This window comes from Hydrogenophaga sp. (assembly GCF_031426985.1).
GTDB lineage: Bacteria > Pseudomonadota > Gammaproteobacteria > Burkholderiales > Burkholderiaceae_C > Hydrogenophaga.
Map to the genome: position 1 here is coordinate 37,224 of NZ_JASJOY010000097.1, position 12,874 is coordinate 50,097.

13 protein-coding genes are annotated in these 12,874 nt (G+C 71.8%); 4 read left to right on the top strand and 9 right to left on the bottom strand.

Annotation, left to right across the window (positions count from 1 at the left end; translation table 11 throughout):
- Nucleotides 1-9: 9 nt before the first annotated feature.
- The 3 genes from RMP09_RS12510 to RMP09_RS12520 all read left to right on the top strand — a co-directional run bounded on the left by RMP09_RS12510 (nucleotide 10) and on the right by RMP09_RS12520 (nucleotide 3,659).
- Nucleotides 10-816 carry a carbon-nitrogen hydrolase family protein gene (locus RMP09_RS12510; RefSeq protein WP_310566300.1) on the top strand — a complete coding sequence of 269 codons (807 nt, stop codon included), beginning with the start codon at nucleotides 10-12 and terminating at the stop codon, nucleotides 814-816.
- Nucleotides 813-2,822, top strand: a complete 2,010-nt coding sequence (locus RMP09_RS12515) for a PAS domain S-box protein (protein WP_310566301.1) — start codon at nucleotides 813-815, stop codon at nucleotides 2,820-2,822. Before RMP09_RS12510 ends, RMP09_RS12515 begins: the two co-directional genes overlap by 4 nt.
- Before the next feature lie 207 nt (nucleotides 2,823-3,029).
- On the top strand, nucleotides 3,030-3,659 hold the full coding sequence (locus RMP09_RS12520) for a response regulator transcription factor (protein ID WP_310566302.1): 630 nt from the start codon (nucleotides 3,030-3,032) through the stop codon (nucleotides 3,657-3,659).
- A gap of 21 nt (nucleotides 3,660-3,680) precedes the next feature.
- Here the strand turns inward: RMP09_RS12520 and RMP09_RS12525 are convergent, their stop codons facing one another.
- Nucleotides 3,681-3,824: a hypothetical protein gene (locus RMP09_RS12525; protein ID WP_310566303.1), complete on the bottom strand. Its 144-nt coding sequence runs from the start codon at nucleotides 3,822-3,824 to the stop codon at nucleotides 3,681-3,683.
- On the opposite strand from RMP09_RS12525, the gene RMP09_RS12530 reads away from it, so the two are divergent.
- Nucleotides 3,757-5,040, top strand: a complete 1,284-nt coding sequence (locus RMP09_RS12530) for a murein transglycosylase A (RefSeq protein ID WP_310566304.1) — start codon at nucleotides 3,757-3,759, stop codon at nucleotides 5,038-5,040. The genes RMP09_RS12525 and RMP09_RS12530 overlap by 68 nt on opposite strands.
- Before the next feature lie 81 nt (nucleotides 5,041-5,121).
- Here RMP09_RS12530 and RMP09_RS12535 read toward each other — a convergent pair whose 3' ends face one another.
- From RMP09_RS12535 to RMP09_RS12570, 8 genes are all read right to left on the bottom strand, one after another.
- On the bottom strand, nucleotides 5,122-6,708 hold the full coding sequence (locus RMP09_RS12535; RefSeq protein WP_310566305.1) for a two-component system sensor histidine kinase NtrB: 1,587 nt from the start codon (nucleotides 6,706-6,708) through the stop codon (nucleotides 5,122-5,124).
- A 113-nt stretch (nucleotides 6,709-6,821) separates the two neighbouring features.
- Entirely contained in the window at nucleotides 6,822-7,289 is a 468-nt protein-coding gene (locus RMP09_RS12540) for a hypothetical protein (RefSeq protein ID WP_310566306.1), read from the bottom strand.
- 105 nt (nucleotides 7,290-7,394) lie between these two features.
- Nucleotides 7,395-9,353: an SdrD B-like domain-containing protein gene (locus RMP09_RS12545; protein ID WP_310566307.1), complete on the bottom strand. Its 1,959-nt coding sequence runs from the start codon at nucleotides 9,351-9,353 to the stop codon at nucleotides 7,395-7,397.
- Between the two features lie 32 nt (nucleotides 9,354-9,385).
- On the bottom strand, nucleotides 9,386-10,171 hold the full coding sequence (locus tag RMP09_RS12550; protein ID WP_310566308.1) for a hypothetical protein: 786 nt from the start codon (nucleotides 10,169-10,171) through the stop codon (nucleotides 9,386-9,388).
- Between the two features lie 82 nt (nucleotides 10,172-10,253).
- On the bottom strand, nucleotides 10,254-10,715 hold the full coding sequence (locus RMP09_RS12555) for a hypothetical protein (RefSeq protein WP_310566309.1): 462 nt from the start codon (nucleotides 10,713-10,715) through the stop codon (nucleotides 10,254-10,256).
- The gene (locus RMP09_RS12560) at nucleotides 10,712-11,356 is read right to left on the bottom strand and encodes a hypothetical protein (protein WP_310566310.1); all 645 of its coding nucleotides are present in this window, start codon (nucleotides 11,354-11,356) and stop codon (nucleotides 10,712-10,714) included. Before RMP09_RS12560 ends, RMP09_RS12555 begins: the two co-directional genes overlap by 4 nt.
- Nucleotides 11,357-11,506: 150 nt before the next feature.
- Nucleotides 11,507-12,079, bottom strand: coding sequence for a hypothetical protein (locus RMP09_RS12565; RefSeq protein WP_310566311.1), 573 nt, complete (start codon nucleotides 12,077-12,079; stop codon nucleotides 11,507-11,509).
- A 202-nt stretch (nucleotides 12,080-12,281) separates the two neighbouring features.
- Entirely contained in the window at nucleotides 12,282-12,791 is a 510-nt protein-coding gene (locus tag RMP09_RS12570; protein WP_310566312.1) for an Lrp/AsnC family transcriptional regulator, read from the bottom strand.
- Between the last annotated feature and the right edge of the window lie 83 nt (nucleotides 12,792-12,874).

Here is a 12,874-nt window from a genome sequence, read left to right on the forward strand (position 1 = left end):
GGAACCGCCATGAAAGTCGCCGCCATCCAGATGGTCTCGGGCATCAGCCTGGACGCCAACCTCAGCGAGGCCCTGCGCCTGCTGCGCCAGGCCGCGGCCAGCGGCGCCGAACTGGCGGTGCTGCCCGAGTACTTCTGCTTCATGGGCCACCAGGACGCCGACAAGCTGCTGCTGGCCGAGAAGCCCGGCCTGGGCACGGTGCAGGACTTCCTGGCCGACGCCGCGCGCGACCTGAAGATCTGGGTGGTGGGCGGCACCCTGCCCATGGCCACCGACGACCCGCTGCACGCGGCCAACGCATCGGTCGCCTACAACCCCAAGGGCCAGGCCGTCAGCCGCTACGACAAGATCCACCTGTTCCGCTACGACAACGGGCGCGAGACCTACGACGAAGCCAACGTGCTGGTGGCCGGCGACACGCCCACCACCTTCGACTGCGGCGCGCGCGACGGCCAGCACTGGCGCGTGGGCCAGAGCGTCTGCTACGACCTGCGCTTTGGCGAGCTCTACCGCCTGCTGGCGGCCGACGTGCTGCTGGTGCCCTCGGCCTTCACCCATACCACCGGCCAGGCCCACTGGGAGGTGCTGCTGCGCGCCCGCGCGATTGAAAACCAGGCCTACGTCATCGCCAGCGCCCAGGGTGGTCTGCACGAAAACGGCCGCCGCACCTGGGGCCACAGCATGGTGATCGACCCCTGGGGCCAGGTGCTGGCGATGCAGGCCGAAGGCCCGGGCGTGGTGCTGGCCGACCTGAACATGGCCGAGCTGCAGCGCGTGCGCCAGCAACTGCCCGCGCTCCAGCACCGGAAGCTGTGACCGCGCTCCTGCGCTCGCGCCGCTGGCTGCTCTGGGGCGCCTTGCTGGCGCTGGTGGTGGCTTTGCTGGTGGTGCTGGTGTTCCTGGCAGCCGAATACGAACAGCAACGCGACCAGACGGCGCTGGAAGCCGACGCCAACGGCGTGGCCAGCGACATCCGCAGCGGCCTGCTGCGCAATGTGCAGACCCTGCAGTCGCTGCACAGCGTGGCGCCCAGCGCCGGCGCGTGGGACGCGCCCGCGGCCGAGCTGCTGGACTCGCACCGCGAGATCGTGCGCCTGGAATGGCGCGACCCGCAGCTGCGCCCGCTGGCCCAGCGCGACACGCCCTTCATGGCGCAGCCCTTCGGCCAGCTGGACCGGTCCCAGGCCCTGCCCGACGTGCAGCAGGCCTGCGAGAACGCGCGCCGCTTGTCCGGCCCGGCCTATTCGCCCAGCTATTTCTGGCCGCTCGCCGACGGGCTGGGCATGGAGCTGATCGAGATGTGCCTGCCGGTCGTGCGCGGTGGCAGCACCAGCGGCTTTCTGGTGGCCACCTATTCGCTGCCCGGCATCCTGTCGGAACTGACCACCAAGGAACTGCTGCGCGGTCGCGGCCTGGCCTTCACCGAACCCGACGGCACCCGCCTGGCCCTGCACAGCAGCGTGGGCGGCGTGCGCCGCACCCTGGTGGGCACCAGCCTGCTGGACCTGCCGGGCCACACCCTGATGCTGCGGCTGGAGAGCCCGCGCGCCGTCTACGCCCTGTTCCCCAACGTGCTCACCGCCGTGGTGGGCGTGCTCTCGCTGGCCCTGCTGGCGGTGCTGGGCCTGCTGGCGCACGACATCCGCCGCCGCCAGCAGGCCGAACACGAACTGGCCGACGCGCTGGCCTTTCGCAAGGCCATGGAGGACTCGCTGGTCACCGGCCTGCGCGCGCGCGGCATGGACGGGCGCATCACCTACGTCAACCCGGCCTTCTGCCAGATGGTGGGCTACAGCGCCGAGCAACTCATCGGCAGCGGCTTCCCCGCGCCCTGGTGGCCGCCCGAACTGGTGGACGAATACCAGCAGCGCCAGGCCGTGCGCCTGGCCGGGCGCGACCTGCCGCGCGAGGGCTGGGAATCGGTCTTCCAGCGCAGCGACGGCACGCGGTTCCCGGTGCTGATCATCGAAGCGCCGCTGATCGACGCCCAGGGCGTGCAGACCGGCTGGATGAGCGCCATCCTGGACCTGACCGAACAGCGCCGCGTGGAAGAACTCAACCGCGCCAGCCAGGACCGCCTGCAGGCCACCGCGCGCCTGGCGACCGTGGGCGAAATGGCCTCGCTGCTCAGCCACGAACTCAACCAGCCGCTGGCCGCCATTTCCAGCTACGCCACCGGCACGCTGAACCTGCTGGACGGCCCGGCCAGCGAGCTGCAGCCGCACGAGTTGCACCAGGCCATGCGCCGCATCGGCGAGCAGGCCGAACGCGCCGGCCGCGTCATCAAGAGCGTGGCCGACTTCGTGCGCCGGCGCGAGCAGGTGCGCGAGCCGGTGGCGCCGCAGGGCCTGTTCGACGCCATCGCGCCGCTGCTGGGCCTGCAGGCCAAGAAGCTGGGCATCCGCGTGCAGACCGAGATCGCGCCCGGGCTGCCCGCCGTGCAGTGCGACCGCACCATGGTCGAGCAGGTGCTGCTCAACCTGGCGCGCAACGGCATGCAGGCCATGCCCGACGGCGACCCGCCCGCGCGCTCGGGCCAGCGCGTGCTCAGGCTCTCGGCCCGGCTGGCCAGACCCTGGACCGACAGCGAGCGCGCACCGCGCAAGGCCTGGGTGGAATTTGCCGTCACCGACCACGGCCAGGGCCTGGCCGACGAGGTGCGCGACAAGCTGTTCACGCCCTTCTTCACCACCAAGGCCGAAGGCATGGGCCTGGGCCTGAGCCTGTGCCGCACCGTGGTGGAACAGCACGGCGGCGCGCTGGTGCACGAAGCGGCCCAGCCCCGCGGCACCACGTTCCGGTTCACGCTGCCGGTGGCCTAGACCCACCCCCGCCGCGCTGCGCGCGACCCCCTCAAGGGGGCGATGCGAGTGGCCCGGCAAAGCCGGTTCCACCGCATCCTCGAAGCAGACACGTCGCGCCGGAAGGGAAGTTGATCCAGTGGCACCGCGGAACCGGCTTTGCCGGGCCGCCAGTGCCGCCCCCTTGGGGGGTGACGCCGCAGGCGGCGCGGGGGGCACAATGTGGTCATGACCCAGTACCCCGACGCCAAGGTCTTTCTCGTGGACGACGATGCGGGTGTGCGCGAGGCGCTGGCCTGGCTGCTGCGCACGCGGCGCCTGCTCAGCGAGGGCTTCGACAGCGCCGACGCTTTCCTGGACGAAATCGCCCGCTGGGACGACGCGCCCGACGTGCCCTGCTGCCTGCTGCTCGATGTGCGCATGCCCGGCACCAGCGGCCTGGCCCTGTTCGAGCACCTGCTCACCCTGCCCTGGAAGGCGGCCCTGCCGGTGATTTTTCTGTCGGGCCATGCCGACGTGCCCACCGCGGTGGACGCGGTCAAGCGCGGGGCCTTCGACTTCTGCGAAAAACCGTTTTCCGACAACGCGCTGGTGGACCGGGTGGAGCAGGCGCTGCACCTGTCGGCCCAGGTGCAGGCGCAGCGGCAGGCCCAGCGCAACATGCAGCAGCGGCTGGACAGCCTGACCGAACGCGAGCGCGACGTGATGCGCCTGGTGGTCGAAGGCCTGCCGAACAAACTGGTGGCCGATCAGCTCAACATCAGCGTGCGCACGGTGGAAGTGCACCGCGCGCGCGTGTTCGACAAGATGGGTGTGAAGTCGGCCGTGGAGCTGGCCAACGTGCTGCGCCCGGCGTGACGGCCCCGCCCCGCCCGCCGGTCAGCGTTTGTCCGCCGGGTCGTCCGACTCGCCGCGCGCTGCGTCCGGCAGTTCGCCCTTCTTGCGGCCCGAGAACATGGTCCACCACACGATGAACAACAGCAAGACCAGCGCGCCCAGCGCTTCGAGCAAGAGCAAAGACATGAGCGTTTGGAACCTTGAAAAGCGGAAGGGTCGGGAGCGGCCTCACACCGCCGTCACCGCGCGGGCCGGGCGTCTGGCGCTGGCGGCGCTGATTGTAGGCAGCCTGGCGGCCTGCGCCATCGACCCCCAGCCATACCCCCAGCCGGCGCCGGTGGTCGGTGCGCCGTCCGACGACGGCCCGCTGCCGCCGGCCCTGCAGCGCGGCAAGAGCCGCTGGACGCCGGTGCGCTGGGCCGAGCTGCCCGGCTGGGGCCAGGACAACCTGCACGAAGCCTGGAACGCCTGGATCAAGGGCTGCGAGCGCCCCGCACCGGCCGGCATGCCCGGCCAGGCCGCGCTGTGCACCGAGGTGCGGCAGCTGTCCATCGGGGCGCCCGAAGCGCAGCGCGACTGGGTGGTGCGGCGCTTCCAGCCCTACCGCGTCACCGAGGCCGATGGCAACCTGCCCCAGGGCCTGCTGACCGGCTACTACGAACCCATCCTGCCCGCCAGCCGCACGCCCACCGCCACCCACCGCACGCCGCTGTACGGGCCGCCGGCCGGCCTGGGCAGCGGGCAGAAATGGTTCACCCGGCAGGAGATCGACACCCTGCCCGCGGCCCAGGCCGCGCTGCAGGGCAAGGCCATCGCCTGGCTGGCCGACCCGGTGGACGCGCTGGTGCTGCAGATCCAGGGCTCGGGCCGCCTGAACCTGAACGAGGCCGACGGCGCCCAGCGCCAGGTGCGCGTGGCGTTTGCGGGCCACAACGGCCACCCCTACCAGAGCGTGGGCCGCTGGCTGCTGGACCAGGGGGCGATCCGCGAAGGCTCGTGGGATGCGATCCGCGCCTGGGTGCGCGCCAACCCGGGCCGGGTCAACGACCTGCTGTGGAGCAACCCGCGCACCGTGTTCTTCAAGGAAGTGCCGCTGAACGCCCTGGACGCCCAGTTCGGGCCCGCGGGCGCCCAGGGCGTGGCGCTGACGCCCGGCCGCTCCATCGCGGTGGACCCGCAGAGCATCCCCTACGGCACGCCGGTCTGGCTGGCCACGCAGGGCGCGGCGCTCAACCAGCAGAAGCTCGTCATGGCGCAGGACACCGGCGGCGCCATCGTCGGCGCGGTGCGGGCCGACCTGTTCACCGGCTGGGGCACCTGGTCCGACCCGGCCTACACCCTGGCGGCGTCGCTCAAGCAGCCGCTGCAGCTGTGGGTGCTCTGGCCACGCCAGGGCCTGTGACGCGGACGGGCCTGGCAACGCATCACGGCGCCGGTTCGCCTGGCCGTGCGGCGGCACGGTCTGCGGCGCCCGCCGGCCCGCTCAGCCCGCCGTGCCAGGCGCTGCGGTGGCCGCAAACCAGAGGCGAAAGCAGCTGCCCTGCCCGGGCGCGGTGATCAGCTGCAGGCTGGCGTCGTGATCGTTCAGGATGCCGTGCACCACCGACAGACCCAGCCCGGTGCCTTTCTGGGCCGCCTTGGTGGTGAAAAACGGTTCGAAGATGTGCGCGGCCACGTCGGGCGCCATGCCCGAGCCGTTGTCCCGCACGGTGATCTGCACGCCGGCCCCCGCGGGCGCGGTGCGGCTCTGCAGCACGGCCAGGGCGCCGGGTTCGATCGGTGGCGGCCCATCGGCGGCGCACACCTGCACCGTCACCAGGGCGTTCTGCTGACCCATGCAGGCCTGCACCGCATTGGCCACCAGGTTGATGAGCACCTGCTGGATCTGGGTGGCGTTGGCCAGCACCGTGGGCAGGCCGTCGCCCACCTCCAGCCGCAGGCGTGTCGCGGGGGGCAGGGTGGTTCTGAACACGCCCTGCAGCGCCTGCACCAGCGGGCCCAGGTCCACGGCCTCGCGCTGTTCTTCCTGGCGGCGGGCAAAGGTCAGGATCTGCTGCGTCAGGGCGCGTGCCCGCCGCCCGGCTTTCTGGATTTCGAGCAGGCTGGTCTGGGCCGGGTTGTCGGCGGCGGTGTCCTCCAGCGCCAGCTTCACATTGCCCAGGATGGCGGCCAGGATGTTGTTGAAGTCGTGCGCGATGCCCCCGGCCAGGGTGCCCAGGGCCTCCATTTTCTGCAGCTCCCGCATCTGCGCTTCGAGCTGGCGGCGTGCGGCCTCGGCCTGCCGGCGTTCGCTCAGGTCGAAGTCGATGCAGAAGAACTCGGGCGGGTGGTCGGGCCGTTGCAGCAGCACGTGGCCCGAATGCACGTGCACCGGGCGGCCCTGTTGGTCCTGCAGTTCGAGCTCGGCCGAGGCAATGGCCTGCCCCGTCGCCAGCATGCGGTCGGTGGCCCCGAGCACCGACCCGCGCAGGGCCGGCGGAATGATCAGGTCCAGCAGGTTGCTGCCGATGGCCTCTTCGGCGCTGAAGCCGTACAGCCGCTCCGAGGCAGCGTTCCAGAAGCGGCAGACCATCCGGTGGTCATAACCTTGCACCGCGATGTTGGGGATGGCATCGATCAGGTCGCGAAAACGCCGCTCGCTGGCCTGCCGGGCCTCCGTGGCCACCTGCGGGGGCGGCGCGCGCTGCACGAACGCACGGCAGCGTGAGCCACCGGCCGCGGTCGCCCAGGGCTGGCCGCTGGCCTGCAGCCCGCTGCGCTGCCCGTCGGCGCCGGTCGTGCACCAGGCCGCTGTCCAGGCCGTGTCCTGACCGGCGTGCGCCAGGTGCGCGTGCAGCGTGGCCGCACCGTCCGCATCGACGCGCCGCCAGAAAGCCTGTTCCAGCGGTTCGCCCGGGGGCGGCGCGCCGCCCAGCCAGGCCCAGAGCGCGGGGCTCACCCGTTCGATGCAGACCTCGCCGGCGGGGCCGACGTGCCACTGCAGGTAGGCGTCGGGCAAATGGGGGGCCAGCGCGTCCAGCTGCTGGACGACGGTGTCTGGCGTTTCGGGCGGGCACGGCGGCGGAGGCACAGCGGCAGGTCTCCCAACGGGCGCACCGGCAACATGCGATGGGCGAAAGGGATGCTAAACCTTCGGTGACCGCTTGTGAGCCGCCACGGGAACGTTCCCGTGGCCGCCGTGGGTCACAGCACCATGAATTCGGTGTGGACGGGCCACACCAGGGCATTGCGCTGGCTGCGGAAGTCGTGCTGCAGGCGCAGCGTGTAGCGCCCCGGGCGGCTGGCGCAGAGGCGGTAGCCGTCGGCCTGGGGCTGCAGGGTGATGCCGCCGACCTCGTCGGTCTGCAGGCGCCAGCCGCTGAGCTGCGGATCGGTCAGGCGCAGGCTGGCGCAGAAGCCGTTCTGCAGGTTGGACAGCACCACCAGGCGCTGCTCGACCCACTGGCTGCCGTCGACTTGCTGCGGATGGCTGTCTTCGAGCACCCGCAAGACCGGCGGGATGACGATGCGCACATGCAGGCTGCTGCTGGCGTGGCCGCCGCCATCGGCGCGCGTGGCTTCGGCCGCCCCGGTCATCGGGGCCAGCAGCAGGCCCAGCACCGTCAGGCCAGCGGCCAGGCGGGTGGGCAGGGATTCGGTGAGCGGGCACATGCCCTCTTGTTCGGCAGCTCGGCGGCGGACTTGAGGGGGGTGGCCTGCGCCGGTTGGCATGTCCGTGACGGGCGTCACGGCCGGGCGCTGGCGCCGCTGGGCGGTTCAGTCGGCGCGCTGCACCGCAATGCTCAGCCGCGTGTCTTCGCGCAGGCGCACGGTCACCTTGACCGAGCCCTCGTCCACCGCGGCCCAGGGCAGGGGCAGGGTTTCGTTGCGCACGGTCACGGTGCGGGTGCCGGCGGCGACGAAGGGGAAGCTGAACCGGCCCTGGGCGTCGGTGCGCACGGCGTAGCGGTTGTCCAGGTAGACGGTGACGCCGCTGGCGCCGCTTTCGCTGGCTTCCTGGGTGCCGCTGCGGTTGGCGTCGAGGTAGACCACGCCGTCGATGCGGCCGCCGCCCTCCTGCGGCCGGCCGCCCAGCGGGGCCAGCCGGCTACCGGCCTGCAGCTCGTAGCGCAGCACGGCGTAGAACGAGCGGTCGGTGGTGGACAGGGTGCTCACCGGCGGGGCCAGCGGGTCGAGGGAAATGCTGCTGTCGCGCCCCAGGCTGCGGTGGAACTGGCCTTCGACGCTCCAGCGCGTGTCGATGCGCCAGCTCGCGCCCAGGCTCAGGCTGTCGTGGTGTTCGCCGCCGCTGCGGCGTTCGGTGTCCAGGCTGGCGCGCAGCTGGGCGCGCGATCCGATCGGCGCGCCCAGGCTCAGCGCCGCGGCCCACAGGGTTTGCGCGGCCCGGCCGCCGTCGGCGCCCACGCGGCCCAGGCCCAGGCTGGTGGCCAGGGTCCAGCCTGGGGGCACGCGCCAGTCCTGGTCGTAGCCCAGGCGTTGCTCGTGGGCCTGGCTGGCGCCGCCGGACAGGTCCAGCCGCCAGCCGCTGTTGCCCCAGGCGTTGTCGTGGCGCCAGTCGACGTAGGCGGTCCAGGCGCGCCCGTCGAAGTCGCGCAGCGCGCCCCCCGCGCCGATCTGGCTGCCCGCGCCCAGGCGGTGGCGCCCGCTGAGGGTGGCGTAGATGCCGTCGGCGGTGCCGCCGCTGACCGAACGCAGCCAGTCGAGCGAGCCTTCGGCCGACCACTGGCGCGTGCGCCAGGCGCTGCGCAGGTACACGCCTTGTGCGTCGCTGGCCATGGGCTGGCCGGCCCAGTGCAGGTCGGGGTCGAGCCGGTAGAGGCCGGCGCCGTGGCGGCGCGGGCCGTCGTCCCATTCGGCGTCCACCCACAGGCCCTGGCGTTGCCCGCCCAGGCGGCCGCCGTGGGCCTGCACCCACTGTGCCTGCACCCGCTGGTCGTCGGTTTCGTGGCGGGCGCTCAGCAGGGCGCCGTCGGCGTCGAAGCGGTCGGCCGGCAGCGGGTTGTCGAGCAGCGAGACGTCGCGCGCGGTGTCGAGCTGGGCGGCCAGCGTCCAGCCCGCGCGGTCCAGCGGATCGATGGGCTTGGCCGCCGCGCCGGGCCGCCATTGCAGGCCCAGGCTGTGGCGCTGGCCGCTGCCGCTGCGCCACACGCTGCTGGGCAGGCCTTCGAGCCGGCCCGGCGTGCCACTGGCGGCCTGCCATTGCCAGCCGCCGTCGTCGCGCGCCCACTCCCCCGCCACGCCCTGGATCAGCGCCGAGGGCAGGGCCACGCGCGAGGGCAGGCGGTGGATGGGCGGCAGCGGGCTGTTGAGCACGCCGGCCTCCTGGTTCGCGGTCCAGCCACTGCCCAGCGGCAGGCCGCGCTGGCGCAGCGTGAGCGTGCCGCGGCCGCTGTGCGGGCTGTGGCTGCCGTCCAGCGACAGCGTGCCGTGGTTGGGGGTTTCCAGCAGGCCGTAGACGGCGACGCCGGCACGGCTGCGGTGCTGGTCGTCAAAGGGTTCGGTGCCCAGCCGTGTTTCCAGGCGCAGAAAGCGCGGCCAGCCGCTGCTGTCGTAGGCGGGCGTGGCGCCGTCGTCGTCCAGCGGATCGGGCGGCAGGTCGTCCAGCACACGGTCCTGGTAGGCCGCGGCGGGGGCGGGGGCCGCCGGGGTCTGGGCGCCGGCGGTGGGCGTCAGCAACGCCCAGCCCAGGCCGGCGGCCAGGAGCTGGGGCGGCAAGGACCACCGGCGTGCGCGCCGCCCGAGCCGCATCACGGCGCCAGCGTCAGGTCCAGCGGCAGGCGGTTCGCCCCCCACTCCAGCGCGCCCTGGACCTTCAGCGGAAAGCGCGGCCGGGGCGCTGGCTTGCCGTCTTCGGCCACCGGCGTCAGGGCCACGCGGCGCGTTTCACCGGGCAGGATGGGCAGGTCGGCCGGCGCCAGTTCGTAGGTCTTGCCGTCGGCGTCGGTGCCGTTCACATAGCCCTGCAGGCGGCCGTGCGCGGTGCCGCTGTTGCGCACCTCCAGCACGGCGGTGGGCTGGCCTTGCACGGTGTCGACGCGGCTGGCGCTCAGGCTCAGCTCGGGCTGCGCCCCGCCGATGGCGGCGTAGACGATGACGCCGATGCGCCCGCCCACCGGGAAGCTCACTGCGCCCTGCACGCGTGCCGGGTCCAGCCCCTCGACCATGAGGGCGAAGCGGCATTCGCGCGGCGGCGTGTCGGCCGGCGGGCTGATTTCAAAGCGGTAGCGGTAGCGCGCGCCGGGCGCCAGCGTCAGCTCCTTGCGTTCGATGGCGACCCAGGGCCGGCAGCTGTCGGGCGCCAGCGCGTCGCTGAAGGTCACCGCGTTGTCGGGGCCGAAGGTCCAGTCGTTGGTGTAGAAGCGGTAGCCACCTTTTTGCTGGCCCACGTGCTGGATCTCCAGCACCTCGCGCAGGCGCTGGCCGGGCGCGGCCTGCACCTCCACGCGCGGCGGCGAGATGTAGGCCGCAAAGCCCTGCGCCAGCACGGCCGGCGCGGCTGTCAGCAGGGTCAGGCCGCTCAGGAGGGCGCGCATGGCGGGGGCGCACGGCCGCCCGAAGCCCCCGGCGCGCCTCAGCGGGGGACGGCGAACGGCGTGAGCGGGGGCGCGTTTCATGTCAGTCGGCATCGAATTCAAAGTGGAAGTTCAGGCGCCGGCTGGCCGAGGCCCAGTCGGCACCGGTGCGCAGGCGCACGCCGATCTGGTCTTCCAGCGTCGGGCCGGGCAGCACCCCGGCGAACACCAGCGCGCGCTCGCCCGGGACCAGGCGGCCCGGCAGCAGACGGCCCTGGGTGGTCCAGACGGCTTCGATGTTGGCCGTTTCGTCGTGCGGCAGCACCATGTAGACGCGGCCGCTGCGGCCGGCCCAGGCGGCGGTGTCGATGCGCAGGTTCACGCGCAGCCAGGCCTCCATGCCCGGCGCTGCCCCGCCGCGTGCCGACAGCGGGCGCCACTGCATCTGCACGTTGGGCGGCACGGTGTGGCTGCCCGGGTCGTCCAGGCGGTGCGGGTTGGCCTGGGCCACACCGGCCAGCAGCAGGCCGGCCAGGGCGGTGGCGATGGGGCGGGCGAGGTTCATGGGCTGGTCAGGGTGTAGGTCACCTGCCCGGTGTAGGTGCCGGCCGCGCGCACCGCGCTGTTGGCGTAGCTGAAGGTGTGGCAGTTCTCGATGTAGGTGTTGGCCGGGATGCTGGTCAGCGTCTGTGTGGCGCCGTTGAAGCTGCCGGCCGGGATGACGCCGGGCACCGAACTGCCGGCGGCCGAGACCGTCCAGCCGATCTGCGAGAACGGGATGGTGTCGCCGCTGGCGTTGACCAGGTCGGCCGGCGAGGTGACGCGCAGGGTGGCGCTGGCGGGGCCATTGGCCGCGTTGCTGCGCCGGTACGAGGCGCCGACCATGATCTGCGAGGCCGGCGTCGGGCAGGTGGTGTAGTTGTCGCCGTACAGGCTTTGCGACTGGGTGCTGTTGGTCGTCATGGCCTGCGCCACGCCGTTGCCCACCTGCGCGCCGGGCACCGTGACCTGCACCAGGTTGACGGTGGCGCTGTTGCCGTCCGCCACGCCGTTGCCCACGTGCAGGAAGACGCGGCGCGGCGCCGCGGCGATGGACAACGACCAGGCCAGCGCGTCGGCCAGCGGCCACAGCCCGGCCAGCACCAGGCCGAGCGCGGCGAGCGGGCGGCTGTGGTGGCGGCGGACAACGGAGCGGTGCGCTGGCATGGAGGGCATTGTGACGGGCGGCGTGGGCGGGCTGGTGCACCGTGCAAACGACAACGGAGGGCTGCGCGTGCAGGCCCTCCGTTGCGTGTGTGTGGGGTTCAGGCGCCGGCTCTGCGGCCGGTGGCGCGTCTGAACGCGGTCAGTGCGCCATCAGGGCATGGTGGCGGTGTAGGTGATCTGACCGGTGTAGGTGCCCGGTGCGACCACATTGGTGTTGGAGTAAGCGTAGTTCCAGGTGGCCGTGCGGTTGGTGATCTTGCCCGTGACGGTCGGCGATGCGTTGCCACCCACCGCCGGGACATTGAAGTCGGTCGCGTCGCTGGAGGTCGGGAGGATTTCGGTCCAGGGGATGGTGTCCGTTCCGTTGGTCAACCCCGTGCCAGATCCGCCGGCGGCAATGGTGATCGCGCCGTTGTTGCCCAGCACGCGCACGTTGACGCCCGGCGCGGTTTTGTCGGTGCCGCTGCCCACGTCTGTGGGCGTGGTCGTGAAGTCGAAGCTCACGGTGTCGATGGTGGTGTTCGGCACCAGCGAAGCGCTGCCACTGCCCACGGCCAGGTACAAGACCTTGGGAATCACCACGGAGAAATTCAGCTTGGCGGCGGCACCGGTCGCGGTGGCCGTGCCGGTCACCAGTTGCGACTCGGCCGAAGCCAGCAGGGGGGCGGCCAGTGCCAGGGCGATGGCGGAGCGGACGAACAAAGAGGAGCAGGACTTTTTCACGACGTTTCCTTCGGGTTGACAACCGTCGGCTGCGATGAAGACTTTCGATGCAGCGCCGCGGTGGCTTTGAGGTGGTCGGATGCTACGGAAAGTGTCATTCGCCGGCAATGCAAACGTGGTGAAAAGTTCACGAAAACAAAGACTTGCGGCCGATTTGTCAACCGACGGTCGCAATGCGGTGATGGGCGGTAGGCGAAAAGGCTCAAGTTTTGCGCCGCTCTGCCGTGCCTAAGTGTTTGGTAAGCAGATGGCCCAGCGGCAGCGCGCTGGCGGACTTGACCTCGCCCAGCGAGAAACTGGTGTGCAGGTCTTTCACGTTGGGCAGGTGGATCAGCACCTCGCGCGCGAAGCGGCTGAATTCGGCCAGGTCGGGGCAGACCACCTGCAGCTCGAAGGTGCCGGAGCCGCTGATGTAGTGGCAGCTGACGATCTGCGGGATCTTCTGGATCGCCTGCTCCATCTGGCCCAGCGCGTCGCCGCTGTTGCGCTCGGCGTCCAGCCGCACGAAGGCGAGCACGCCCAGACCGATCTTGTCGCGGTTGAGTTCGGCCCGGTAGCCGGTGATGAACCCGGCCTCTTCCAGTGCGCGCACGCGGCGCCAGCAGGGCGCGGCCGACAGGCCGACGCGGCTGGCGAGTTCGGCGTTGGTCAGGCGGCCGTCGTTTTGCAGTTCGTTCAGGATGGCGAGATCGAACTTGTCGAGTGTTTCCATGAGTGGCACTTTTAAGAAAGAAGCTTTCTCAAGTGTCGCGAATCTGGGCATGAAAAGCAAACACCTGTCGGCATCTCGGCCAT